Annotated in this window: 22 protein-coding genes; 1 reads left to right on the forward strand and 21 read right to left on the reverse strand. The window is 67.8% G+C overall.

What is annotated here, in order from left to right; all coding sequences use genetic code 11:
• Positions 1 to 138: 138 nt before the first annotated feature.
• The 17 genes from ACO1BR_RS32090 to ACO1BR_RS32170 form a co-directional block, all read right to left on the reverse strand.
• A complete protein-coding gene (locus tag ACO1BR_RS32090; protein WP_426798610.1) occupies positions 139 to 762 on the reverse strand; it encodes a thiamine pyrophosphate-dependent enzyme in 624 nt (207 codons plus the stop codon).
• Positions 759 to 1,274 (reverse strand): thiamine pyrophosphate-binding protein, encoded by a 516-nt coding sequence (locus ACO1BR_RS32095; protein ID WP_426798611.1) that lies wholly within the window; start codon positions 1,272 to 1,274, stop codon positions 759 to 761. Before ACO1BR_RS32095 ends, ACO1BR_RS32090 begins: the two co-directional genes overlap by 4 nt.
• A gap of 119 nt (positions 1,275 to 1,393) precedes the next feature.
• Positions 1,394 to 1,879, reverse strand: coding sequence for an FAS1-like dehydratase domain-containing protein (locus tag ACO1BR_RS32100; RefSeq protein ID WP_426798612.1), 486 nt, complete (start codon positions 1,877 to 1,879; stop codon positions 1,394 to 1,396).
• A complete protein-coding gene (gene fabI / locus ACO1BR_RS32105) occupies positions 1,851 to 2,675 on the reverse strand; it encodes an enoyl-ACP reductase FabI (RefSeq protein WP_426798613.1) in 825 nt (274 codons plus the stop codon). The genes ACO1BR_RS32100 and fabI overlap by 29 nt, the downstream gene beginning before the upstream one ends.
• 1 nt (position 2,676) lies before the next feature.
• Entirely contained in the window at positions 2,677 to 3,417 is a 741-nt protein-coding gene (locus tag ACO1BR_RS32110) for a hypothetical protein (RefSeq protein WP_426798614.1), read from the reverse strand.
• Between the two features lie 214 nt (positions 3,418 to 3,631).
• On the reverse strand, positions 3,632 to 4,963 hold the full coding sequence (locus tag ACO1BR_RS32115; RefSeq protein ID WP_426798615.1) for a condensation domain-containing protein: 1,332 nt from the start codon (positions 4,961 to 4,963) through the stop codon (positions 3,632 to 3,634).
• 61 nt (positions 4,964 to 5,024) lie between these two features.
• Positions 5,025 to 6,305, reverse strand: coding sequence for an MFS transporter (locus ACO1BR_RS32120; protein ID WP_426798616.1), 1,281 nt, complete (start codon positions 6,303 to 6,305; stop codon positions 5,025 to 5,027).
• Between the two features lie 29 nt (positions 6,306 to 6,334).
• On the reverse strand, positions 6,335 to 7,534 hold the full coding sequence (locus ACO1BR_RS32125) for a GNAT family N-acetyltransferase (protein ID WP_426798617.1): 1,200 nt from the start codon (positions 7,532 to 7,534) through the stop codon (positions 6,335 to 6,337).
• 94 nt (positions 7,535 to 7,628) lie between these two features.
• A complete protein-coding gene (locus ACO1BR_RS32130; RefSeq protein ID WP_426798618.1) occupies positions 7,629 to 8,987 on the reverse strand; it encodes a DUF6002 family protein in 1,359 nt (452 codons plus the stop codon).
• Positions 8,988 to 9,034: 47 nt separating this feature from the next.
• On the reverse strand, positions 9,035 to 10,147 hold the full coding sequence (locus ACO1BR_RS32135) for a beta-ketoacyl synthase N-terminal-like domain-containing protein (RefSeq protein ID WP_426798619.1): 1,113 nt from the start codon (positions 10,145 to 10,147) through the stop codon (positions 9,035 to 9,037).
• Positions 10,140 to 11,573 (reverse strand): class I adenylate-forming enzyme family protein, encoded by a 1,434-nt coding sequence (locus ACO1BR_RS32140; RefSeq protein ID WP_426798620.1) that lies wholly within the window; start codon positions 11,571 to 11,573, stop codon positions 10,140 to 10,142. Before ACO1BR_RS32140 ends, ACO1BR_RS32135 begins: the two co-directional genes overlap by 8 nt.
• 13 nt (positions 11,574 to 11,586) lie before the next feature.
• Complete coding sequence (locus ACO1BR_RS32145) at positions 11,587 to 13,254, reverse strand: thiamine pyrophosphate-binding protein (protein WP_426798621.1); 1,668 nt, start codon at positions 13,252 to 13,254, stop codon at positions 11,587 to 11,589.
• Position 13,255: 1 nt separating this feature from the next.
• Positions 13,256 to 13,846, reverse strand: a complete 591-nt coding sequence (locus ACO1BR_RS32150; protein WP_426798622.1) for a hypothetical protein — start codon at positions 13,844 to 13,846, stop codon at positions 13,256 to 13,258.
• A 53-nt stretch (positions 13,847 to 13,899) separates the two neighbouring features.
• Positions 13,900 to 15,078 (reverse strand): aldehyde dehydrogenase family protein, encoded by a 1,179-nt coding sequence (locus ACO1BR_RS32155; protein WP_426798623.1) that lies wholly within the window; start codon positions 15,076 to 15,078, stop codon positions 13,900 to 13,902.
• Positions 15,079 to 15,184: 106 nt separating this feature from the next.
• Complete coding sequence (locus tag ACO1BR_RS32160) at positions 15,185 to 16,258, reverse strand: hypothetical protein (protein ID WP_426798624.1); 1,074 nt, start codon at positions 16,256 to 16,258, stop codon at positions 15,185 to 15,187.
• Positions 16,255 to 17,610, reverse strand: a complete 1,356-nt coding sequence (locus ACO1BR_RS32165; protein WP_426798625.1) for a hypothetical protein — start codon at positions 17,608 to 17,610, stop codon at positions 16,255 to 16,257. The genes ACO1BR_RS32160 and ACO1BR_RS32165 overlap by 4 nt, the downstream gene beginning before the upstream one ends.
• 584 nt (positions 17,611 to 18,194) lie before the next feature.
• On the reverse strand, positions 18,195 to 18,428 hold the full coding sequence (locus ACO1BR_RS32170; protein WP_426798626.1) for a response regulator transcription factor: 234 nt from the start codon (positions 18,426 to 18,428) through the stop codon (positions 18,195 to 18,197).
• A 255-nt stretch (positions 18,429 to 18,683) separates the two neighbouring features.
• Here ACO1BR_RS32170 and ACO1BR_RS32175 point away from each other — a divergent pair, with 255 nt between their 5' ends.
• On the forward strand, positions 18,684 to 21,689 hold the full coding sequence (locus ACO1BR_RS32175; protein WP_426798627.1) for an AfsR/SARP family transcriptional regulator: 3,006 nt from the start codon (positions 18,684 to 18,686) through the stop codon (positions 21,687 to 21,689).
• A gap of 51 nt (positions 21,690 to 21,740) precedes the next feature.
• Here ACO1BR_RS32175 and ACO1BR_RS32180 read toward each other — a convergent pair whose 3' ends face one another.
• The 4 genes from ACO1BR_RS32180 to ACO1BR_RS32195 form a co-directional block, all read right to left on the reverse strand.
• Positions 21,741 to 21,923, reverse strand: a complete 183-nt coding sequence (locus tag ACO1BR_RS32180; RefSeq protein ID WP_426798628.1) for a hypothetical protein — start codon at positions 21,921 to 21,923, stop codon at positions 21,741 to 21,743.
• 634 nt (positions 21,924 to 22,557) lie between these two features.
• A complete protein-coding gene (locus ACO1BR_RS32185) occupies positions 22,558 to 22,836 on the reverse strand; it encodes a helix-turn-helix domain-containing protein (protein ID WP_426798650.1) in 279 nt (92 codons plus the stop codon).
• Positions 22,837 to 23,385: 549 nt separating this feature from the next.
• Positions 23,386 to 24,069: a hypothetical protein gene (locus ACO1BR_RS32190; RefSeq protein WP_426798629.1), complete on the reverse strand. Its 684-nt coding sequence runs from the start codon at positions 24,067 to 24,069 to the stop codon at positions 23,386 to 23,388.
• A gap of 1,158 nt (positions 24,070 to 25,227) precedes the next feature.
• Positions 25,228 to 25,479 (reverse strand): hypothetical protein, encoded by a 252-nt coding sequence (locus ACO1BR_RS32195; protein ID WP_426798630.1) that lies wholly within the window; start codon positions 25,477 to 25,479, stop codon positions 25,228 to 25,230.
• Positions 25,480 to 25,619 lie beyond the last annotated feature (140 nt).

Here is a 25,619-nt window from a genome sequence, read left to right on the forward strand (position 1 = left end):
GGCGAAGGCATGCTAGCCCTCCTCACCCGGAGGCCACTTCGCACAGGACTCCAAGGAACCCACCCGGGAGCCGCCGCCGCGATGGGTGCCGTCGGCCGCGAACCGAGGAGCCAAGGCCAATCCGATCCCCCGGTTTTCTTAACCACCCGGGCGGAGCGGGGCACTGGCACCCGCTGTGCCGGCGTTACGTCGCCCGTCGGCCGACAGCGCGGCACGAACGTGTCGGCTGAACCGGAGCTGGTGGTCGCGCAGGTCCAGGTCGATGCGTGGCGGGACCTGGCTGTCCTCGGCCGCGAGCAAGCAGTGCACGAGAGTCGGTGTGGACGAGGACAGCGCATCCTGGAGCAGGCGCCGGAATTCCTCCAGGTTGCCGGTACGAGCCGCCGTGTATCCAGTGGCGCGCGCCCAGGCGACGAAATCGGCCCGCGCGGCATGGGTCGCCTGGCCCCCGGTGGAGGCGTAGACGCTGTCGTCAAGCAGCACGTGAACCAGGGGCAAGTCCGCGGTCATACCGGCGGTGACGAGGCAGCTTGGGTTCATCAGGAGGCTGCCGTCGCCGTCCACAGCGATCGTCGTCGATCCGGTGGCCATCGCGATGCCGGTGGCGATGGATGCGGCGAGCCCCATTGAACCGGTCATGTAGAAGTGGTTCGGCCGGTCGTCGATGTGTTTGGCGATCCGGCAGGAGTAGCCGGTGGTAAAGACGATCGGCTGGTCCGACGTGGCCGAGATGATCGCCTGTATGGCCGTGGTCTTGTTCATGCCTGCCATCCGAAGAGTTGCGGAGGAACGAGGAGTGCGGCGGTCCGGCGCTCGTCGGAGACCAGCCGATGAGCCCAGGCGACCTGGTCGGCCAGGCATTCGGGGGTCAGGCGGAGCGCAGGGATCTCAAGGCTGTCCAACAGCGGCTCGGTCAGTCGCCCCATCACCAGGTTCTCGGGAGTCGGGTCCGGTGCAATACCGCGCAGGCTGACGATGAGCAGCATGGGGATGCTGTACGGGACCACAAGTGAGGCCAATGCGTTCACCGATTGCCCGAGCCCGGAGTTCTGCATCAGGACCGCCGGCGTCCGTCCGCCGCAGGATGCGCCGACGGACACCCCGATCGCCGCGTCCTCACGAGGAATGGTGTGAAGCCCGGCGTCCCGCTCAAGAGCCTCGTATAGCGGCGCGAGAATTCCGCACGGGGTGCCGAAGAACGGCCCGAAGCCCTCCCCAACGAGTAGGTCTGCCAGCATTGTCGACAGGCTTACGTCAGGTGTCGTGATGCTCATCGTGGTTCCTCGAATCGGAGTTTCAGAAATGATCGGACGGCGCCTTCAGAGAGGCGTGGAATGTGAAGCCGCACAGCGGCGACCGCAGAATTTGTTTGCATAAACGATCCCTCGACTTGTCAACAATCGTGATGAGAGGAATGAGTTCCCTGGCGGTGACGGGACAGCAATGCGCTGGTCGTCACACACACCAACTCGCCCTCGGACGCGTGAACGGATACCTCGGTGGTCAGCAGAACCCCGCCCAGCGACGGTTTCAGGTCGACCGTTCGAGCCCTGGCGGTCAACACGTCACCGGACCGAATCGGGCGAATCAGCCGGAAGCTTTGGGTGGTATGGACCGCCGACGAGAAGTCGAAGCCCCCCGGACAGCTGTCCAAAATGGCCTGCTCCGCCTTGCTGGAGATCCAGATCGCGAAGGTGGGCGGAGTGATGACGTCCGGGTGCCCGTACGCCCGAGCCGCGGCCGGGTCCCGGTAGACGGGGTTGGGGTCGCCGACCGCATCCGCGAACTCGGCTATCCGCGCACGATCCACTGAAATCGGCGGCAGCACAGAGGTGAGGTAGTGGTGTTGATCAGGTTGGGGGGATGGGGTGTTCGGCACGCGGTACTCCGTCTCCGATCGCATGGGCGCCGCCGTCCACGTGCACGATTTCGCCGGTGGTGGCGGGGAACCAGTCCGACATCAGGGCCGCGCACGCCTTGGCCACCGGCTCCGGGTCGGACGCGGACCAGCCCAGCGGGGACCTGGCGTGCCACTGCGCCTCGAACTCCGCCGGGTCCGCCCCGGCCAAATGGCTGCCCCGCCCCGCAACCGTGCGGAGCGGACCGGCCGCGACGAGATTGACCCGGATACCCCGCGGGCCGAGGTAGGCGGAAAGGTAGCGGCAGCACGACTCCAGCCCAGCCTTCGCCACCCCCATCCAGTCGTAGCCGGCCCATGCCTGCCGGGCGTCGAAGTCCATCCCCACCACCGCGGCACCGGGGCAGAGCAGCGGCAGCACCGCCGATGCCAGCGCCTGCAGCGAGAACACCGACACCTCGAACGCGGTCGCTGCGTCCTCAGGGGTGGTCTCCAGGAAGTTTCCGCTCATCGCCCCGGGAGGCGCGTACGCCACCGAGTGCACGACCCCGTCCAGGTGGTCCGTGTGTTCTCGGACCCGCTCCGACAGCGAGCCCAGCTGCTCGCGGTCGGTGAGATCGAGCTCCAGCACCGGGGCCGGCTCGGGCAGGCGGTCGGCGATCCGCCGGACCAGGGACAGCCGTCCGTACCCGGTCAGCAGCACCTGGGCCCCTTGCTCCTGGGCCGTGCGGGCGACATGGAAGGCGATGGAGCGATCGGTCAGGACCCCGGTGACCAGGATCGTTTTTCCGGCCAACAGGCCGGGGGACGGCGCCATCTCAGCGCCCGCCCAGGATGCTGACGTCCGCCCCGGGCAGGCACTCGAGCGCGGCCAGGGCGGCCGCGCGGGCCGCGTTTGAGCGCTGGACCTCGAACAGCATCGCGACGATAGTCCCGCTGTGCGCGACTGACACACCGACGCCCCCGTACGCCGCGCAGAGTTCGATCAGGGTCTCCAGGTGCGGTTTAAAGTGCCGGGCCTGGTTCACCCGGGCACTGAGCGTCGCCGCGGCTCCGACATCCGAAATCCGTCCCGTCTCCAGACCGTTGACAGCCAGGTGGTAGGCGCGCAGCAGGATCGCGCGCTCGTCCTCGGTGTACGGCCTGCGCCGGAAGCTCTGGGTGTCGACTGAGCCCCCCGTGTCGACGGCGACGGCAAGGATCGGGAAGCGCCGTCCGGGGTCGCGGAGCACCTGCCCAGCCATGAACTCGAACACCACCGGGTGGTCGAACATCACCGCGTCGCTCGGCTCGATGCCGCAGGCGATCTCGCCGATCTCGTGGTCTGTCAGCGGCTCGCCGAAGTAGTCCGAGACCGCTCGGCACGCGGCCACGATGTCCGCCGAGCTGCTTGCAAGCCCCTTGCCCTCGGGGATCGGGGAGGCCACGTCGATCCGCAGCCCGAACTCGTCCGAGGCGGCCCGACCGAACCGTCGGACCAGTTCCTCCACGGCCCGGCGGACCTTGGTCTTGTGCGGGGGCCACACCGTTATCCCCGGCGTGGCGGTGCGGGTGACCACGCACCGTACCTGGAGGTCGATCGGCAGGGTGAGGAGAAAGTTCCGGTCCCCGATCACGCCCTGGACGAGCTCTCCGCACGTCCCTTGGGAGATCCCTGTGCCGATGCGGTCGGGGAGGGGAAGCGCCAGAGTCGCGGAACCGGTCGTCGCTGGGCCGGAATCGGCAAGGTGTATCAACGCTGAGACCTGCTTTCGTCTTAGAGGGGTGCACGTACTACGACCAGCTCTGTCGGACCATTTCAATCGCGGTAGCCACTGGTGTTTCTGGATGCTCGACCGCGCAGCGCACCACCTGCCGGACCGCCCGGCCGAGAACCTCAGGCGCGGGCAGGATCTCCGGATCGCTGTAGACGCCCACCTGGAGTTCCTGGTGCGGGTCGTGGATCAGCTGCATCCGGACCCCGAACTTGCTGGTCGTGTCGTACGGCTCAAGCAGCGCCGCAATCTGTGGATCATGAGCCCCAACGGCTTCGCCAAACCGCAGAGCCGGCACGGCCGGGAGGAAGTTGAACAGCAGTAGCCGGTTCTCCTCGCTCTCCAGCGTCTCCAACTCCCGCTGCGTAAGCCCGTAATACGGCGGGGATGCGGCGTTGTGCGCGGCCCAGGCCGCGAGGTAGCCGGCGATGCCAAGCCCGCGAGCCTCCTGCTGGCTTTCCAGCGGCACGGTCACTGCGTGTTCGGCGAGCGGCCCCGGAACCCTGACCGACCGCCGGTCCTCACGCCCGTTGCGCATGTAATTGACGGCGACGAAGCCGTCGCTCCAGGACGATGCCACCAGCGAGTAGGCGGCCAGGATGAACATGTGCGGCGACACGTGATGTGCGGCGGAGATCTGGTCGATGGCGCCGGTCTCGCTCTCCGGCCACCGCTCGAGGTGGACCGCGGTGAGATCCCGGGTGCCCTTGCGCTTCCACCGACCACCCGGGAACTCAGGGCGGCCACGGACGTCGGCGGCCCGGTAAAGCGCCCGGGACCAGAACTCGCGGGACTCCTCGCGCTCCCGCCGTGCTTCGGCGACGCCGTCGGTGAAGTCCCAGAAGCTCGGCAGCGGTTTCGGCCGACGGTCGGACTCCTCGCCCTCGGCCGCGCAGAGCCAGCCGTAGTAACGCGACAGTTGACGCAGGAACAGCACCAGCGTACGGCCGTCGGACACCGAGTGGTCCATAACGAGCAGCAGTAGGTGGTCCTGCGGCGATATCTGGGCGACCAGGACGTGCACGGGCGGATCGTCCTGGAGATCCCGGGGCTGATTGGCAGCGCGCCGGAGCGTTTCGCCGAGCCCCGAGGCCGCCAGATCCTCTGGCGTGTCGGTCAGCGTGACGAAGGCGTGGCTGATCCTCCGGCGTCCCTGCTCCAGGGTGAACAGATCTGCCCCACCGTCGTGCCGGAAGCGTCCCGCGAGGGTGTCCATGTCTCCGGCGGTGTGCTCGGCTGCCCGCAGCAGCCGCCCGACGTCGAGCGGTCCCCGGATCCGCACAACCTCCGCCACATTGGCGTAGCGGTGAGTGCGCGCGGCGCCGGAGGAGTCCCGCTCGGCGAACATCATCATGTCGCGCTGCAGCCCGTAGGGGGCCGCGGATCGTTTGTGTCGTGTGTGTCGTTCCACGTCAGTCCACCGTCCCCTCGTTGAGCGGCGCAGTGACGGGCACCCCGCTGTTGGTGGGCTGCCACAGTCTGCGGCGCAGGAACAGCGGGCACAGCAATAGGACAGGTAGTGCCATGGCAACCGCGATGATCCAAGCCGCGGACGTCGTTCCGGTGGCCACCACGGTGCCCGCCGTGGCCGTGCCGAGCACCGAGAAGGCGTCGGAGACAGGCACCAGCATCCCGAAGAATCGGCCTTCGAAGTTCGCGGGTAGGCGCGTCTGAGCCTCGGTGTAGAACACCACCGTCCCGATCGACTCGCAAACCCCTGCCAGGGCCACCGCCACCATGGCGGCCACCTGATTGGGCAGGTAGACCGTCGACAGCCAGCAGCAGCTCTCCACCACGTTGACCACGACATACAGCACGCCCTGCGGGACTTTCCCGAACCGCGCCGCCGTCATGGAGCCGACCACCGCGCCCGCGCCCATGGCCGCCGTGAGCAGGCCGAACAGTCCGGACTGGTGCGGGAACCCGGACAACGCGTACGCGGCCAGGAACAGCCGGGTCATGCCGAAGGCGAACATGTACGTGAAGGCGGTGCCGGCCAGCGCGGCCAGCGCCCGGTCGGCCACGACCGCCCCGACCACCTCGGGGATGCTCTGCGCGAACAGCCTGCGCAGAGCGCCGCCGGCTTTGGACTTACCGGCTTCCGCCGGGGCTTTTGACGCGGTGGGGCGCGGGCGCGCGGGCAGGGCCAGCAGCAGAAGCGCGGCCAGCACGGCGCTGACGGCGTCCACCAGAAACATCACTGAGTAGCTGACCGACAGAAGTATTGCCCCGACGGCCGGCCCCAGCAGGGTGGGCAGCCGCTGAGCGGCCAGCAGCGTCCCGTTGCCCTTGCTCTCCGCCCCCTTGGTGATGACGCTGGACCGCAGCGCCATCCGGGCCGGCAGGCCCACCATGTAGCCGATGCCGATCAGCAGCGCCAGCAGCTGAAGCTGCACCAGGGAGTCGGCCACGATCAGCAGGGCGATGAACGGTGCGGCGAGCAGTGGGCCGAGGATCGCGAACCTTCGGGGGTCGGACCGGTCGATGAAGTCTCCGACAGCGGCCCCGAAGAGCACGTTGGGCAGGATCTCCAGCGCCAGCGTGAGTCCGGAATCCAGCCCGGCGCCGTAGCGGTGCAGGACCAGCAGCGGCAGGCCGACTGCAGTCATCGTGGAACCGAACCTCAGGAGGAAGAGGGATGCCGCGAGAACACCGAGGGGCGAGAGGCGGGGCTTCGAGAGCGCGCCCATCATGATTGCCTTTCTTGTCTGAGAATTGCGTGCTATCGGCTGAGGCGACACAGGAAGTCGTCGAGGTCCACCTCACGGATCCGGTCGACGCCGGGTGCCTTCGCGGAGAAGTCGAGGCGGGGCGGTCGCTGCGAGTCGGTGAAGTAGACGGCCTCCAGCGATCCGTCCTCGCACTCGACGAGAACCGGGTTGCCGACCAGGAAGTCCCGGACGGCGGGGGTGTCCCGGCGAACCGACAGGCAGAGCCGCTTCGCGCCGAAATGGGTCGGGGGGATGATCACCCGAGAGCCGAAGCGGCGCTTCCACTGGAAGGTTCCCTTGCTCAGGAACGGCTCCGTTCCTTGGAAGTCGACCCGGCTGACGTCGTTTTCGCCGGCCCAGGAGACCAGATAGTGGTAAACGGCCTTGAATGCGCCGCTGGCGTAGTGCTCCGCCGCGCCGTCCAGGACACCCAGGAGCCGTAGCGTCAGCGTCCCCGAGCGGGGTGCCCAGTGGCACAGGGCGCCGGCGACCGGTCGGTCGTTCTGGTGCAGCAGGAACAGCCGTCCGCCGCGGAATAGACATTCGTAGGCCGTCTCCGCCGACTCGGTCCGCTCCCGGACGCCATGTCGACGCTGCATGGTCGGCCGGTACATCCGGTGGTAGAAGAGATCGAACCGGGCGGGATCGGTTTCCACCTGCCAGTTCCAGTCGTGCTCCCGCTGGCCGCGGGAAAACTGTGAGCGCTCCCGCTTGGAGATCCGCCGTCGTAGTGATTCCGCGTCACCATCGATGTCGACGACCAGATGAACCTTCATCGGCATCACGAGGGTTGCCGCCGAGGAGAGCGAACGGGCCCGCTGCGTGCTCGTACCAGTGATCACGATATCGGCGTCGGGGAGCCGAGCGGGATACTGCAGGTCCGCCGCCCGCAGCCGCTGGGATACCCGCCTGGCGGTGAGCTCTCCGGGCTGTGCGCGCCGGTGCTCGGTGAACTCCAGGGTGTGCGCGACGCCTTCGGGCAGCCCGGTGTACGCCACCGACAGACCGCCGAGATGGGACACCACGGCGGGTGCCACAGCACCGTCCCTGGTCTCCCACGCGGCGCGCAGCCGCAGCCCGAGCGGGTGACCGCTGTTGCGCCACCAGTAGGCGGACCACATCCGGGTGCGCGAGGGCAGGCCCGCCCGAGCGCCCGGGCGGGGGTGCCCGGGCTCCCCGATGGGCAGGTGGGAAGGAGGTACAGCAACCACGTCAGTCCTTTGCTGGTTCGGGTTCCGGCGACGGGCCGGGCGCCTTACGGCCCGGCCCGTCGCCGCTACCGACGAAGGTGAGTCTGTGGGTTGGCTAGGCCTTGGCCGCCTCCCGCAGCAGCGCTGCCACGTCCTCGGGCACCGCGACCGGTGTCAGGTTGCATCGATCCGGCGAGTGGAACTCGCCCTCGGAGTAGGCGCCGGAGCCGTGGATCAGGATCTCCTCGTCCTCGGGAACCAGGCCGCGGTCGATCGCGGTGAGGGCGCCGACGGTGGACATCACCATGGCGAACTCCCGCAGCTTGCGCGGGTCCTCTGGCAGCCGGGTCATGCCGCCTTTCGCCAGCAGATGCCGGACCTCCTGGTACCGCTGCAGGCACTCGTGCAGCGAGACGACGATGCCGTCGCCGCCCTGTCGGGTGACCAGCTCCTGAACTCGCGGAATCGTCGGGGGTCGGCGGGTGTAGAAGGTACGTTCCAGCCGCTCCTCGGTGCTGTAGCAGACCGACGGGAACCGCGGGTCCGTCTGCCCGGCCTGCTTCATCAGACCTGTATCCGAGTCGAACTCGTAGTCCGGGAGGGCGTGTTCGGTGCTCTCGCCGAAGCGGAGGCCGGTCACCAGGTCGGGGGTCTCCAGGTGCTGGACGAACAGGTACCGCGCGTGCCCGGTGGCTGTCCACGACCCGTCCCGCTTGGCGAGCCGGCGACCGAGGTCGTGTCCGAGGAAGCCGTACGCGCTCGAAACCGCGTGGGTGTGCCAGCGGGTCCGCTCCCCCGGGGTCAGGGCGTCGCGCTCGTAGTAGGCCCGGACCACGTCGGCGACCATGTAGTTGTTCGGGTCGAGGGTGTACCAGACCCGGAACCCGGTGGCCTGGCGGATCTCCTCGGCCACCAGGCCGACGGCACCCGTCGCCAGCTTCTTGACGTCCTCGCGCTCCGAGCCGTCGAAGACACCGATCGGATTGGCGGCGGCATAGGCCGGATTGGCCAGCATCGGGGAGTCCCAGAGCTTGGGCAGTGAGGAGGACGGGACCACCACAGTCACCCGCAGCGTCTCCGGAGTGGCCAGCCCGGTCTCGTAGGCGCGCAGGACCGCGTCCCGAAGCGCCACTGCCTTGTTGGCGGCGGAGGGGGTGAGCAGCAGCACCGGCTCGCCAGTAGCGGCCGTGTGCTGGAGCGCCCGGGCGACGATCAGCAGCGAGCCGAACGTCTTGGTGGTCCTGGTCCGAGGGTTCTCGGTCATGTTGAGGAACCACAGCGGCCGGCCGCGATACTCGCCCAGGCTGCCGCCGGACAGCTCAGCCGCTGCGAAGAAGCGCTCCAGTTGCTCGGAGGGTTCCGGTAGGTCCCAGCCCGGCTGGAACCACTCAGTGCTGCCCAGGCTCCGGGTGTTCCGAAGCTCCTCGACCGCAGCCTTGATGCCGTCGTAGTAACGCGACAGTGCGTTGTCCACCGTTTGCCTTCTCTCGCAGAATTCGGGGAAATTGGTTGATCTGAACGTCAGGGCATCGCCGACAGCACCATCGCGGCGCTGTTGCCGGCGAAGCCGAAGCTGTTGATCAGCACGGTGCGCAGCCGCGGGATCTGTCGCGGTGTCGCCAGCAAATCGATCGCGGCCGAGGTCTCGATCGGTGTATGCAGTCCGGGGGTTCCGGGGGCGATCGCGGTGCGCAGTGCGCCGAGGCCGGCTGCCACCGCGGCGCCGCCGGACACGTGCATCAGGTGCCCGATCGCACCTTTGTGAGATCCCGCGGGGATGCCGTGCCAGCCCAGCCGCGTGCCCAGCCGGTCGAGCACCTCCAGTTCAACGGCGTCTCCTTGCGGCGTCCCGGTCGCATGGGCGTGCACGTAATCGGCCCGGTCGATGCCCGCCTGGCCGAGCGCGCCCTCTATGCAAGCGAGCAGCGTGTCCGGGTCGGAGTCGGTGCGGCTGTGCCCACCGATCCGACACTCCAGTCCGGTGATTGCGGCCAGCGGTCGGACCCCCCGGGCGCGGGCCCGGGACTCCGTCTCGACCAACAGCGCGGTGCTGCCCTCACCGAGACTGGTGCCATCCCGGCCGTCATCGAACGGGCGTGCGCCGGTGCCGCTGAGTGCGCGCACCACCGACATGCCCAGGTACTCATAGCGGTTGATGGTGAAGGCGCCCGCAATGATGGCGGCGTCACCCAGGCCGCTGCGGATCCAGTCCCGTGCGTAGCCGAGGCCGAAGAAGACAGAGGCGCATGCCTGGGAGAGGTACACGACGTCGGCGAAGCCCCGTCGCAAGTCCTCCCTTGGCCACCCGGCAGCCACCTCCAGGGCGTCCTCATCTCCGTTGGGCGCCACCGTCCACGGCGACTGGCCGACGACGACCAGCAGGGTGCGGTCCGGCTCCGCCGGGTGGTCTGCTCCGCCCAGGGCCTCCCGCAGCGCGCCGCGCAGGAGGCGAGAGCGGCGCGGGCGGGTGTCCTCGGGCAGCGGAACCTGACCGCAGACCGTCTCTGTCCCGCCGGCCACCGGCGCCAACCGCAGCCTGCTCTCGCCGGCCCACAGGCCGTCCCAGAAGCGCTGTGCGCCGACTCCGAACGGGGTCGTCAACCCGAGTCCGGATACGACCAGGTGGTCAGTCATCGCAGAGACCTCCCTTACGACGCAGGGCGGCCCGGTCCAGCTTGCCGGAGGCCAGCCGCGGGAACTCCGTCACCGTCTCGATGGTGCGTGGTCGCATCACCACCGGTAGCTCGGCACGGCACAGCCGGGTCAGCTCCGGCACCAGCACGGCCTGGTCCGCCGATGTCTGTGGCACGACGTACGCGATCACGTGGTCCCCGCGGGCGTTCCCGCGGGGAAGGCCCAGAACGGCGGCTTCCGCCACGTCGGGGTGTTCCAGCAAGACCTGTTCGATCGAGCTCGGCGCAAAGGTCTCGCCCTGGACGATGATGACCTCCTTGAGCCGCCCGGTGATGCGCAGGAAGCCGTCGGCCGACAGCTCGGCCCGGTCGCCGGTGCGCAGCCAGCCGTCGGTGGTGAAGGCGGCTGCGGTGGCCGCCGGGTCGTTCACATAACCCGTCATCAGGCCCGGTCCATGCACCAGTAGTTCACCCGAGCCCGGAGCGATCCGCAGCTCCGTGCCGCAGAGCGCCTTGCCTGCCGTTCCCGCCCGGTGCGCGGAGGGCGCGGACACGGCGACGTTGGGGCCGGCCTCGGTCAGCCCGTAACCGTCGTGGATGGGCTGGCCAACGGCCTCGGTGAACCGGCGACGGAGCGTCTCCGGCAATACGTCTCCGCCGCAGCCGCGCAGCTTCAGTCCGCTGAGGCGGGCTCGCAACCCTGGGTCGCGCTCGGCAATCCGCAGCAGCACCCCGTACAGCGCGGGGACCCCGTCCAACATCGAACTTCCGGGCTCGCAAACAGACTTTGCGACCACGTTGGGATGCATGGTGGAAAGCAGGTGCAGTGTGCAGCCGAACCGCAGCCACATCTGCATGATGCTGAACCCGTAGGCGTGGGACAGCGGGATGGGCACGACCCAGCCATCGGCCGCGGACACCTCGAACCGCTCGGCGCTGGCGGTGGCTTGGTAGTCGAGAGCGAACCGGGAGAGCAGGACAGCCTTGGGCGTACCGGTGCTGCCGGACGTCCAGAAGATCGACGCGCCTGGATACGGCAGTGGCGACTCGGGCTCGCCGAACTCGACGCGCACCACGGACGGCTCCAGACCCGCTGGATCGCCCTGTACGCGCGCTCGGATGGTGCCACGCAGGGCGGCGTGGCCGTCCTCGCCGAGCGGGTCCTCGCCGAGAACCAGGACCGCGCCAAGCCGCTGCGCGGCCACCGCCGCGGTGATGACCGGCAGACCGGTGCGCGCGGGGGTCGACACCGCCGTCCCCTCGCCGATCCCCAGGTCTTCCAGCGCTTTGGTGACGGCGTCGACGGCTCGGGCCAACCGGGCCCGGGGCACCGGGGCACCATCGATGATCAGCTGCCCGCGGGGCAGCGGCCCGTTGGGCGCCGATGGCCTGGGAAGAGTCACCGACCCGGACGTTCGATCGAGCATCTCGGTGCCCCTTTCAGGAGCCGTCGAGGTTGGCGAGCACACGGGTGATGCCCGGAGGCACGTCGTTGTCCAGGACCAGCACCCGGACCAGTGCCGTTGCGCCGGTGCGCGCGGTCTCTTTGGCGGCGGCCAGCACCATGCACAGCTGGTCGGGGTCCGTGACGTCGGTGACGGTGCCACCCAAGCCGCGGATCATCTCGTCGAGTGGGAAGGACACCGCGAAGCGGGTGAGGTCGTCCTGCTCGCCGGCCATCACCCGCAGGTGCCGCGGCCAGCCGAAGCCCGAGTTATCGAACATCACCACAACCAGGCCGATCCGATGTTCCGCCGCGGTGACCAGCGCCGGGACGTTCATGGCCATCGCCCCGTCGCCGCAGAGCAGGACGGTGGGCACGTCGGGCCGCGCCATCCCGGCGCCAACCGCGGCTGGCAGTCCAAAGCCCAGCATGGTCTGTTCGCCCGGCATCACGACCTTGGTGCTGGTTCCGATCGGGAGAAGCGGGTAGTGGTAAGACCAGATATCGTGCAGCCCGTTCTCGTGCACGTAGTTGGTGCGCTCACCGAACACCTCGCCTGTGGTCAGCACGGCCTCACGGGCGAGGGAGCCCGTGCTGCCAGTGCGGTGCATCAGCGTGAATGCCTCGTCGTCCAGTTCGGTCCGGCGGCGGCGCCAGTCGGCCCGGGCCAGGCTGGGCTCAGCTGGGCGCAGCTCATCCAGGAGCAGCTTGAGGGTGAGCGCCGCGTCGCCGAGCACCGCCACTTCAGGCTCAAATGCCTGGCCGAAGGCGTACGGATCCGTGTCCATATGGACAAGGCGGATGTGCCTACTATCTGGCCAACCCATCCGCACGGTCTCCTCAAGCCGGGTGCCCACCGCGAGGACCACGTCGGTCTCGGCCAGCAGGTTCTCCAGCGGCGGGGTCGTGTAGAGGCCCACCAGGCCGACCACCGACGGGTGGGACTCCGGCACGGACCCGCGTCCGGACGCGGTCGTCATGACGACCGCGTCCAGGGTCTCGGCCAGCCGCAGCGCCGCCTCACCCGCCCCGGCGGCCTTGGCACCGCCGCCCAGGATCACCAACGGGCGTTCGGCCGAACGTAGCGCCGTCACGGCGCGGTGCACCGCCTGCGGGTCCGGGGCTGACCGCAGCCGGGTGACCGGGGGCTGTGCGGACGGGGTGAACGCCTTCGCCGGCCGGGTGACCTCGTCGGCGATCTCCACCACGGTGAGCCCCGGACGGCCGTTGACGGACAGGTGTACCGCGCGGCGCACCGCCCAGGCGAGTTGCTCGGGCGACTCGACGACGTAGTGCCACTTGACCAGCGAGGAGGCCATCGACCGCTGGTCGGTCTCCTGGAAGCCGCCGCGGCCGATGCCGGCTGTCGGAATCCGGGTAGTGACGATGACCAGCGGGACGCACAGCGAGGCGGCCTCGGCGAGCCCGGCCAGCGCGTTCGGGAACGGCGGGCCCGAGGTCAGGGCGAGGACGGCGGGCTTCCCGGACACCATGGCGTGGCCGGTGGCCAGGCAGGCCCCGACGCGCTGGTCGCGAACGACCAGCGTGCGCAGGCCCGTCACCGAGGTATCCAGCAGACCGGGCTCATCGGAGGGCACCCCGACCACCAGATCGCAGCCGGCTTCGGCCAGCGTCAGGGCCACCGTGTTCCAGGCGTTGCTCACTTCACACTTCCTGATGAGAGAGGGAGGCTTCTCCGAAGTCCGCCACGGCGTCGAGGAGATAGGGGCGGGGCCGCAGACCGTCGGGCTCGGTCCAGTCGATCTGCGGCCTGGGCCACGAGGCGTCATGTGCTACCGAGGTGACGGTCAGGCCGACGGCCAGCGTGCCGGACGGCCCGCACGGCACGACCTCGCACACGTACGCGGCGGGCACCCTGCCCGAGGCGACCGCGGCGGTCGCCCACCGGACCGCTGACTCAGCGGCCGCGGGCCCGGGCGTGACGAGGGCGTAGGAGCTGCCAGACCAGCCTGATATATCAGCGAACTTCTGGACCGTCAGGGAGGTCTCCATCCGCACCGAGGCCAGCGGCCGAAGCCGTCGCCCGGTGTCGCGGCACTGCGCAAAGAAGGCGTCGACCTGCCGTTCGCTCAGCCGGGCGGAGACCAGGAGCACCGGTGCGCCCGTCCTGACCGGGGCGGGCAGGGCTTCGCCGACGGCGAGCAGCAGGGCAGCGACCACGTCCTCGTGCTTGGTCGAGGCGACCGAGCGGACGGAGGCGGCCTCGGCTTCGGCGAGACCCGTGTCAGCCGACACGCAGACCAGCGGACGGCCCAGAGCCACAGCCGCGCCGCTCGCCGTCGGCGCGGTCATCGTCCGGCCCAGGCAGCCAGTTCGGCCGACAGCAGCAGCGGACGGGCCTGCAGGCGACCGTCGTTGCCGCGGACGCTGCCTGCCTGTGGCCCGTGCCCGCCGAACGGCTTGTTGCCGTCCTCGTGGTCGAAGGTCGTCATGTCCCGGAGGATGGTGGCGCTGCCGAGCTTCGTGCCGGTCAGCTGCGGCTCGCCGAAGACGGTGGCGTACATGCCCCGCTCCATCTCTTCCCGAGAGGCGGCCCACCGTTCGATCTCCGCCGGGTCGTCGTAGGGGACGAGGCTGAAGATGGGCGAGAAGAACTCGGGCGGGTGCAGGCCGACGGACGACTCGTGCAGGATCACGGTGGGTTCCACCTGCAAATTCCGCATGTCTGCGCCGCCCCCGAACACCACCTGACCGGCGTGGTCGGCGATGTATGCCTCGGCCTCCCGGGCGGCATCGGCATAGACCAGAGGCGCCACCACCGCGCCGGGGAGCCTGCGGTCGGTGACGGGCAGTTCGCGCAGCGACTGCTTCAAGTCGGCCAGCACTTCTCTGAGCACACTGCGGTGGACGAAGACGAGGTCAGTGCAGAGGCAATCCTGACCGGAGTTGTACAGCCGGGATGAGATCAATGCGCGGTTGACCTGGCCGGGCACTGCCTCGGGGCCGATGACCATTGGGTTGGGTCCGGAGCCGAACAGCATGAAGCAGGGGCGCTCGCCGACGCGTTCCATGACGTCCAGGCCGTTCTCGTACTGGCCGGTGAACACCACCGCGTCGGACTGCCGGCAGGACGCGACGAAGTCCTTCTGGGAGGCATCGACCACGCTGACCTGTCCCGTCGCGTCGAACCTGTACTCCTTGGCGAGCAGTTCGTGCACGGCCTTGGCGGTCTCGCGGGTGCGCGACGACGGGCGGATCTCGATACGGTCGGTGTAGAGCGACGGGATCACGCCGAAGAGCATGTACGAGTAGAGCACGTTGTTGGACGGCAGAAAGACCGAGAGCGTGCCGATCTGCGGCGGACGATTCCGTTCGATCTCCCAGGCGGCTCCGGAAATAGCACGCAGCGAACGGTTTATCTCGTCCTCGGCGGCCGTCCGGGTCGCGGTCTCGACCAGAATGTCGAGCAGGGTGTTCCGGTTCTTCAGAATTGCATCGGCGAGTTCCAGCGTCCGGTCGTGCAGCATTCCCGGTTGCGATAGGTCGGAGGATACCGTCGCCCCTCGACTCTCAGGGGCCAACAGGATTCCAGGCATATTCGTCCTTACGGGCAATTTTTCGGGGTTCAGGGATTCAGAAAGCCAGTTGTCGGCGCAGCCGGTCCCGCAGCCGATGCAGCTGCTCGGCCACGGCGCCCGACTCTCGCGCGGTGAACGCGCCCGCCCAGTCGGGGAGATGAGCGGAGACCAGGGTGTTGACGTGGTCGGAGAACTCGATCGTCCCCCTGTCGGGATCCACCACGACGCCTTCCTGCCGGGCCCACTCCCGATTCCACGCGGCGGCCTCGTCCAGACCGACACTGTCCGGCAGGTCCAGCTCGACCCGGCCGTCCTGGATCACCACCGGGTATCCGCCGGGTCGGCCGCCGGGACCGGGCAGGCTGGTGCGCAGAGTCTCCCCCTGCACCAGCGCGCGGACCACGAGGGCGGTGTGGAATCCGGTCACGGTGTTGAGCTCGGGCCGGCTGGCCGCCCGCTGCGCGGCGAGCAGCCGGCCCACGCCCGCGATCTCGCGGTCTCCCAGCCACGCCCTGGCCTCCTGACCGGGGTCCTCGGGCGCATACAGGTGAACGTGGTGCGCAATCACGCGGAGTTCAGCCTCGCGGTCGAGGGACAGGCCCTGCCGGAGTGAACTGGCGACCAGCGCGGCGTTGCCGACGCCAGTGAGCACGGGCACGCCGTTGGCTGCCAGCAGCGGGTTGACCGCGTCGGGGTAGCAGGCGTTGATCAGGGCCGGGTGCCCGGGCAGCCGGGTCAGGGCGCGCGCGGTGAGCAGGGCGATGTCCGCGTTGAGCGGCAGAGTCATCGCGAGCCCCGTAGCCTGCGTCAGCGAGGTCCACGCGGACGGCGCCGACTGGTGCTCCCATGGGGACTGCCGGGAGGCGCAGCACAGGACCAGTTCGGCTCCGGTGCCGGTCAGGGTGAGGGCCAGCCGGCCCTCGTTCTCCAGGGGGTCGGGGCAGGGGTGGAAGGCCACCTCCCGTCCGATGAGCGAGGCCCGGGTCGAGGCGACGTAGCAGAGTTCGCGCAGCTGGGCTTCGGAGCGGCCGATGACCGCGACCTGGGCAGGTGCGTCGAGCAGCGACGCCAATGCGTAGCAGACCGAGCGAGCCAGCGAACCGGTACCGATGACGGCAATGGATATCACGGCCGGTGCTCTCCGCCCACGGCCATCGCCACGTTCTCCAGCGCGCCGTGGCCCCACGCGCTCACCACGTCGCTGCTACCGTCTGGGAAGAAGCGGACGAGGCAGCCGCCCGGGTTGGTGCCGTACAGGCAGGGACTGAAGACCGGGGCCACGGAGACGGTGACCGAACCGTCGGGCGAACCATTGCCCAGCACCATCGGTACATGGGCGGGCTCGACGTACTCTTGGACGATCGAGTCGCCCTCGGCCAGTGCTTCCCGGACGGTCCGCGACCAGGTGTCGGCATCCGCCGTGCGGCCGATGAGAACTTCGAGTCCCATCATTCCGATCGACTTCTTCAGCACGAAGTTCTCGGGGTTGGCGAGAAGCAGTTCGGACAGCGACCATGGCCGGCCCTGCCAGACAACCTCGCCCGGCTTCACCTCACGGGTCCACGGCAGATAGCGCTCGGCGATTTCGCGCTCGGTGTCGGACATCCACGGCTGGCCTGAGGAGACCCACGCGAGCACCTTCTTGTTCGCGATCATTCCGCAGCTCTGCGAGGGCACCAGTTGCCAGCCGGCCTCGACCGCGGTCCGCACCGGCGCGAAGTCGATCCCGTGCGCCTGCCAGTCCATCACGTTGAAATAGCGAAGGCCCACCGGATATCTGAGCGCTCCCGGCAGCCCGAGGCCGTCGAGCAGTTCCTCCGGCTCGAAGAAGGTGGCCCGGATGCCGTTCTGGCGCAATAGCTGGATCTCGCGGTCGTAGTACCGATTCGACGTCGCGTTAGGAATATCCCGCCGCGAGCCGAGGACCGCGACCGCCCGGTCAACGCCAAGCTCATCGAGGACGCTCTGCAGGGCTTTCACCCGGGCCTCGTACGAGTCGAAGCCCCAGAAGCCGCTGCGCGCCCGGTCGCCGTACACCTGATGCCAGATCCGGGAGAAGACGTGGGTCTCGGTCGTGCCGCCGAACGTGCCGCTGACGTTGAATTCGACGAACTTCGGCCCGTCCGGCCCGATGACCACGTCCGGGCGGGCCATCAGGTCGCTGTACCGGTCCTCGAACTCCTCGTCCCCGGTGAACACCGGATAGGCGGACTCATCGGCGCCCAGCGCGGCCAGCCGGGCTTCCCGGGTGTCACCTGCGTGCTGGACGGCCTTCTTGAGCAGACGCAGCAGCGCGAAAGCCGAGTTGAACAGTTCCTGGTATGAACTCTCCGGAAGGAGGAAAGGCTGTTGCGGCAGGAGCTCGGGGTCGAGGCGGACGCCGCAGTCGGCCAGCTCGCGTTGCATCACATCGCGAATCTCTCGTGGGGACATCGGCGACCGCAGCGCGTTGAACTCCCCGAACCAGGGTTGGTTGGACAAGGTGTCTCCCACTTTCCTAAGAGTTACGGCTGCTCGCGACCCAAATCGACATACCGCTCAGCTTCATCCAGTCGATTGACTGCACGACGCGCAAGACTGCGGTGGTAGGTTGCGGTTCGTCGCTCGTTGGTGCTCACGTCCATAGCGACGGAGCGGACATGGCCGGCGAGGTCGGCCGAGATCGCAGTCACTTCTTCTGCTCCAACGCTTCAAACTCCTCATATCGGCACTGGGATGCGAGCCGGTGGCAGGGCCATCGGATGACCCGACTCAGAGCTACCGCACCATCAGCCATAGCGATGTCTTGGCGCTGGTGAAACAGGTATCCGCAGTCTCAAGCTCGCTCTCAGCATCGGGGCCGACGGCAACTTCTTCTCGACTTGGCCCCCGACCGACAAGGCTCGAACCTGTCCTTACTGTTAGCCATATCCGTCACCTTGGGTCGAGATCGTTCTTCAGGCTTGACTTAATCTTCGGGGGTCGCTGATATGGCGAACAGTCATGGGAGTTCACGACTTGACGAATAGCCTTCCGTGTGCAGAGGGTGAGCGCGGACCATTGTGTTCGGGCCGTGGCCTCGGTGCTCAGAGCCCGAGATGAACCGCTGCGCGAATCAGGTCTGCGCGTGTCGGCGCATCCAGCTTGACTCGGATTCGCTGCAAATACGTCTCAACCGAACTCTGGCTGATAGAGAGCCGCCTGGACGTCTGAAGGTGTGTGTGGCCAGCAGCGATACAGGCGAGAACCTGTGTCTCTCGGGGGGACAGGGACTTGCCGCGGCTGGGGTATGCAGTGGGCGCAGTCAGGTAGGAAGTCATGCGAGCTTCGCCCTCTCCTCATTTATCGTGTTCTAGGCGTAACGTCACTGATGCGGACAGGCAACGCGTACCGGTGGATGACCACCGATCCCCGTACCGCGGAGGAAGCCTGGCTCACGGGCTTCCTGATTCGCTCCCACCCCGATACCGCCATCCTTTTGAAGATCGCTCTAGGCTGACCGCATACCATCAGCGGGCGGCGCTTCGGCATGCAGTCAGTGGCCGAACGTCTGGAGAAGGGGGGCTGAGCTGCGGATGAACGCTGACGAACGACTTCGTTTCAACGTCCTGGGTCCGCTGGAAGGGTGGGACGGCGATCGGCGTCTCCGGCTGGGGGGAATGGTTCAGGCGCGTGTTCTTGCTGCCCTGCTACTGGAGCCTGGCAGGGTGCTGCCGGTCTCACGCCTGGCGGCCGCCGCCTGGGCCGAAGACCCTCCAGCCACCGCGTCCCACCAGGTGCGCAAGGCCGTCGCCGACCTGCGCCGGCGCATACCCGGCGGGAGCCGTGTACTGATCACCGACGGTCCCGGATATCGTGCGGCACTGTCAGGCTGTCAACTCGACCTGACTGAATTCAATGATTTCGCCAGCAGTGCAAGGAAAGCCGCTGCAGACGGTCGAGCGGCCGACGCCGTCAGGACGTTTAGCGAGGCGCTTGCTCTGTGGCGTGGGTCGGTGCTGTGCGGAACGGGCGGTCCAGTGATCGAGGCCGCTGCCACCGCCTTGGAGGAGCGCCGACTCGCTGCGATTGATCAGATGTTCGATCTGCGCCTTGCTCTCGGTGAGGCTGCCGAACTCGTGGTCGACCTGCGCGAGATGGTCAGCGCCTACCCGCTGCGAGAAGCCCTGCGTGGTCAGCTGATGCTCGCCCTCTATCGATCCGGCCGTCAGGCCGAGGCATTGGAGGAATATGGCAAGGTCCGTGGTCTGCTGGTGGAAGAGCTCGGGATTGACCCGGGAACGAAGCTCGCCAAACTCCACGAACGCATTCTCCGCGAGAGTCCCGAACTGGCGGCACCCGAACCTGCGCGTGCTGCATTGCCCCCTCAGCCTACTTCCGCAACTCTTGGCGCACTTTGCATACTGCCGTACGACATGCCCGATTTCTCCGGCCGGGAACAGGAACTGAGCCGAATCGTCAGCAAAGCGCAGGGCACCGGCAGCCAGATCATCGCCATCGATGGCATGGGGGGCAGCGGCAAAACTTCATTGGCGGTGAGAGCCGCGCACCGGTTGTCCAGCGACTACCCTGTCGGCCAGCTCTATATCGATCTGCGCGGATACTCCCCAGACCAGAAGCCTGTCAGCTCGGCGAGTGCCCTCAACGCCATGCTGAGAGCGCTCGGACTACCGGACGATCGCATACCCGACGACGTCGCTGGACGAACGGCGCTATGGCGCAAGGCGGTTTCCGGAAAGCGGATGCTGATCGTTCTGGACAATGCGTCGGACGCGAGCAACGTCCGCTCACTGCTCCCCACCGGAACCAACTGGCTGGTGATGGTTACCAGCCGGGCACGTCTCGCCGACCTCGACGGCGCTGAATGGATCTCCCTCGACGTGATGACACCCGAGGAGAGCGCCAACTTGATCGCGAAAACGCTGGACGCACAGCGCGTCGCCGCCGATCCCGAGGCAGCGGCCGAGCTGGCCCGGCTGTGCGACCACCTTCCGCTCGCCCTACGCATAGCCACTGCTCGGTTGGCCAACCGTCCGAGGTGGACGCTGCAGTACATGATCGACCGGCTGCGCGACGAGACTCGCCGGCTGGACGAACTCATCATGGGTGAACGAAGTGTTGCGGCAACCCTTCGGCTGTCCTACCAGGTACTCAGCGATGAAAGTCGAATCGCCCTCCGGCTCCTGGCACTACACCCCGGCGGCAGTATCGACGTATACGCAGCAGCGGCATTGCTGGGCAGTACGCCGCGCCACGCCGAGGATGTGCTGGAGCACCTACTCGACGTCCATTTCCTCCAGCAGCCGGAAATCGGTCTCTACACCTTCCACGACCTTGTCAGCAGCTTCGCCCGCGGACTGCGCACCGATGACGATGGCTGCGACGCTGCGCGCGAGCGCCTGCTGGGCTACTACCTCGCAGTCACCGAGGCAGCTTGCACGACGCTCTTCCCAGGGCGCCGCAAGATCCCGACTGGGATCAGCAGCCCCCCGTTCGCGCTGCCCGACACGAAGGACATCGATACGGCGGGCACCTGGTTCGCACGCGAGCAAAGCGCGTTGCTGGCGGCGATATCAATGGCTGTACAGCATGGATACGAGCGGCATGCGGTGTGTGTGGCCCGCAACGCCGCTTTCCACCTCAACGCGCACGGGCTTCTCAACGAGTTCGAGGAACTCTGCCGTACTGCGGTGGAGGTCGCCCGCAAACTTGGTGATGACGCCCTGCTGGGTGTGAGCCTCGCCAACCTCGGCGTCGCTTGCTGGGAACTTGGCAGCCTCACGGAAGGCATCGCGGTCGCTGAGGAGGGACGCCAAGTCGCGGTCCGCCTCGGCGACCGTGGCACAGAAGCCCACAGCCACAGCACCCTCGGCCTCTACAAGAGTCTGCTGGGGCGCTTTCCTGAAGCCCTGGGGCATCTGCAGACGGCCATTGCCTATGAGCGCGAGCTAGGTCTGAGCAGGGCAGAAGCGGAATCACTCACGATCCTCAGCACCCTCTACGAGCAGTGGGGCCGCTACCCCGAGGCTGCTGCCGCCGCTCGCCGTTCAGTGGACCTGTGCCGACAACTCAGCCAGCACGAAAACGAGCTTGTGGCACTCATCGACCTCGCAATCGCCCAGCTTGGACTTGAAGAGTGCGCAGAAGCGGAGGCACTGATAGCCCAGGCACGGGAGATGTGCGACGACACACGGGCGCCAGGTATTGTCGCCTTGGCCTTTGCCGTGTCGGCCGACATCGCCTATCGCCAGGGACAGATGGACCAGTCCGCGGAATACGCTCGGCGCTCCCTCGACCTCGCCCGTGCCAGTGCATCCCCCCTGCGCCGCGCCAAAGTCGAGAACATGATCGGGCGGTTGTTCCACAAGCGCGGCGAACACGCCTCGGCAAGAGAGCTGTACGCGCAGGCTTATGAACGCGCGACCAAGACGAACTACCGTCCTGAGGAGGCATACGCCCGTCTCGGAATGTCGCAAGTCGCCGAGGCCCTCGGTGACCACCTGGCAGCGGCCGAACACCGGGCGGTTTGTGAGGAGCTGTTCACAGCCATGGGCGTGCCACCCGACCGGCGACGCGCGTGAGCACGGCTGCGCCCTCCCGCCGGAGGGCCGAGGAGGGCGTAGCCGCTGAAGTCATGGCAGTTGACTCAGCGGACGGACAGAGGCCGCCATAACGGTCGGGCCCTTGCCCTCGGCCAAGACAGCGTGACGAACCTCCTGCTGCACCTGGGAGTTACCCACCTGGTGAGTCGCTGTGATGCCGACCGCCAGCACGGCAGCGGTGATTCCGATGAGCCCGGTCAGCTTGTGTCCCATGTTCACGCCTTTCGTGGTTTCCGCTGTTGACATCCCTGATGCTGGTCTGAGCCGTTCCCGAATGGTTCCTGCTGCGTTACCTCGCCGCAGGGGTTGGGCCGGGAACGATACATGGGCACGATCAAGAGCCATTCACAAGTCACTCAGCGGCACGATGTCTAGCAGGAGCAAGCCGAAGGGCGCTGATCCGGGGGCCCTCTGGGGTCAGGACAACGTCGGTGCGGGCAGTACCGGACTCGTATCCAGCCAGATCGAGAACGGCTCTCACCACGGAGCGCAGCACGGCGCACTCGGCCGCGTCAGGGGGCGCCGGAGCACTGCCCTGACGCTGCTGCGGTTGCCCAGAGGAAATGCTGACTATGTGGTGCATTCCTTTGCTGCTCCTCGTCTCCACGGTGTACGTCGGGCCGTCAAAAGACTCAGGTGAGATGTACGAGCCCAGGCGCCTGGCTGCCTCGACGTGCTCGGCCCATCGTTCGGCATCCGAAAGCCCTCCGGGATACTCGGGTAGGCCCGAGTTGTCGCTCGGGTGGGGAGGGGAAATCATTTGGCGAACCTCCTGTAGTTCCGTAGGAAGCGGTCACAGGTACTTTCCTGTGTCCCGGTTCCGATTCGCTCCTGTTCGGTTCCCACTTCAACCACCGATGGGCTCTCCACTGAGGAGACGCTCGGTGGAAGCCATGTCCCGCACAGGGGCAGGAACCGACGTCGGCTGACCGGTCTTGCTGTGCTTCGGCCGGGGCCGGCGGGCTTCGGCATGACGCTGGGCGTGAGGCCTGTATACCCGGCTTCCCTCGGGTATGTGGTACCTGTTGCGCCGTAACTCGCGGTTGATGGTCAAGGGGCTGCGGCCGAGCTCTACATCAATCTGCCGCAGCGACGCTTTCGCGCGCAGCCGGTCGGCGATGTGGATGCAGGGCCTCGTTCAGATACAAGGCCGGGACGCTCCTCCCGAACGGCCGAGGATCGCCAACGACAGGTGCCTGTTCATCTCCGGCGCCTCCCGCCCTGGTGACGGTCATCCTGCGGGGTGTCCGAGGGGCGCAACCTCGGGGAGATGTCCTTGGTGCCATGGGCAGTAGCAACGGTCGCTCTTCGTCACGAGCGAAGAGCGCAGCGACGGTTCCACACACAGCAGCTAGCCCAGCTGCCACCATGTGGCGGTCGTTCTTCGGGACCGAGGACCGCAACCCTTTCCCGGAAGCTGTGCGCTACTGGTCCTTGCCGGTAGCTTTCGTGCTCTGGGGTGCCGTAGGGCCGCAACCATCCGCTCTCGCCCACGGCGTCCGGCTCCGGGGCGTGACGGTTGCTCTGTGGGTGATTCAGACTTCGCCGACCCTGGCTGGGACGTCGCCCCCGCCCCTACGGCAGCCGCAATTCACTCCGCATCACCGGCATGTGCGTAAGGTTCAAGTCCCCCCCGAGTTGTGCTCACCCACACCGCCCGCCACATACGCTTGGCCTAGCTGGCGGCCTGGCGCTTGCGTCGCCTGCGGCGTACGGCGACGGAAGCGAGCGCCACGAGCGCGACGGCGGCTCCGCCCCCGATCAGCCAGGGCAGGCGGCTGTGCGGGACGGGTGGGCCGGCCACGGTCACCTGCCGGGTGGTGGTCTCCTGCCCGTGGTGGCTGACGACCGTCATTGGGTACCTGCCCGCCGGTACGTCGTCCCGTACGACCGTGTGCCCTCCAAAGAGCGTGCTCCCGTCGTCGCACTTGCAGCCGGGATCGTCCTCGCCTTCCCTGAGCGTCAACGGGCCATCAAAGAGCGGGGACTTGACCGTCAGCGACGTCTCGCCCGCAGCGGGCTGCCGATCGGTCAGGACCACGATGACGTCGCTGCCCGGACGCACGGCGCCGGGGTCCCCGTCGCCCGGCAAAGGGCGCTTCGCGTCACCGACGACGAACCGGCCTATCACCGCCGACCCCTCGGCGACGACTGCTATCCGAGCAGCGGCGACAGCGCGGCCGTGGCTGGTCGCGGTAACGGGGTACGTGCCCGGCGCGATGTCACCGCGGATGCGGTGCCGGGTTCCCGGCGCGTCGGTCTGGACGAACTGAACGGACCCTTTTTCCAGCGGGGTAAGCGGAATAGGTGCGACGAGGGCCGGTGAAGTGACGGTCACCTCGTCCGTTCCGGCGGGCATCCCGGCGACGTTGAACGCGACCGGCCCGTTCGCCTCGATCCTGGCCCCGGGCCCAGCGCCGATATACGACAGGTGAGGACCACTGGCCGCGGCTGCTCCCGGCGCCGCCGACAGGAGGAGCGCACCGGCCGCGGCCAGGCCCGGGGCCCACCGGCGCAGGGGCGGGGGAGGTAACACGGCGGGCTCCTTGCGGGGTCGGGTCTCCAACCGGCGGTGACGGCGCGGTACGCGCCTCGTGCCGGTGGCGAACACGTTGACGCATGTCATCGTCGATGACGTTCGACCGCCCGCAAGGGTTGCCCGGCACCGCTCTGGTCCAGCGGACACCACACCTGGCTGGTACCTGTCCGGTGAATCTTCGTGGGTTCAACCGACGCCGACATGTCCAGCCACGGCTGGCTGACGGAGCCTCGGGCGCGGCCCGCCCGCATCAGACACGAGTGCCCACCCGGACGATTTACCGGGCGCCTGCGGAGTAGTAAATTCCAGAAAGGAGGCGGAGCTTCCTACGCGGCGTGCGGTAGATGTGTGTCGTTCGTGCGGGACTACGCCAGTTGCAGCTCACCCCGCATCACCGGCGTGTACGTATGGTTCAACTCGGACCTCGGACACACACGCAGAGAGCCTGGTCAGTGCGCTGACCAGGCTCTTTGTATGAGGTGGCTGGATGGGTGGTCGAATTGGGTGCGCAGACTCCTGGCGGAGCGGTGCGCTGACCTGGGGTTTCTTCTGAGCTCAGGTGTGGGGGTTCGTGTCGGGTTCATGTGGAGATCATGTGTGTTCAGGGTCCGCGAACCCTCCGCTTGAGAGCTTGAGCAGCAGCGACGCTTGGTGCCGATCGCCGTGCGTGAACGACTTCCGGCGAGCGGTCCCACTGTCCCGGACGCGGTCTGGGTCCTGTTTCAGCCGGTGGCGGTGCCGGCCGAGTGCACGAGATCGAGCGTCCGTAGGGCGGGGTCAAACTCGACGCATCGCGCCGGTGTCACCGCGTTGACCCGTTGATCGTCAGGTGCCGGAGCCGGCTTGCTTCTTGCAGCTCTCTCAAAGTGGTTGATGACCGTATTGGCCAGGGCGGGAGGAGGGTGGCCTGTAGGGCCGGAGGTAATGGATGTGGGACGTGCAGCCCAGGCGTAAGTGCGCCCGCGCGGAAAGCGCAGGTCAGGGCGACGGCGTCGGCCCCTCCATCTGTTTGCTGATCCACTTCAGCGGCTCGCGCATGTTCGAGAGGTAGGTGGTGGAGTTGTGCCTGCCGCCGGGGATCTCCCAGTACTTGGTGTGGAGCGGGCTCTTGCCGTAGGTGGCCATGAACTTCTTGACACCGGATATGGTCGCGCGATTCTCCTTCGAGCCGACCTGGAAGGCGATGTAGACATCCCGGCCCTTGTTGGCGGCCAGCTGCTTGGCCAGCACCTCGGGGGCCCACCGCCCGGGCGCGGCCGTCCTCGCCGACGCCCTCTTCCGCGCCGAGGGTTCCCCGCACTGCCTGCACTGGTTCTGACCGCCCGTCCGCCCGGCACACGTCTCGTTGGTCGACTGCACGGGGGCTTCAG

The sequence above is a fragment of the Streptomyces sp. YGL11-2 genome (assembly GCF_050054615.1).
Classification (GTDB): Bacteria; Actinomycetota; Actinomycetes; order Streptomycetales; family Streptomycetaceae; genus Streptomyces.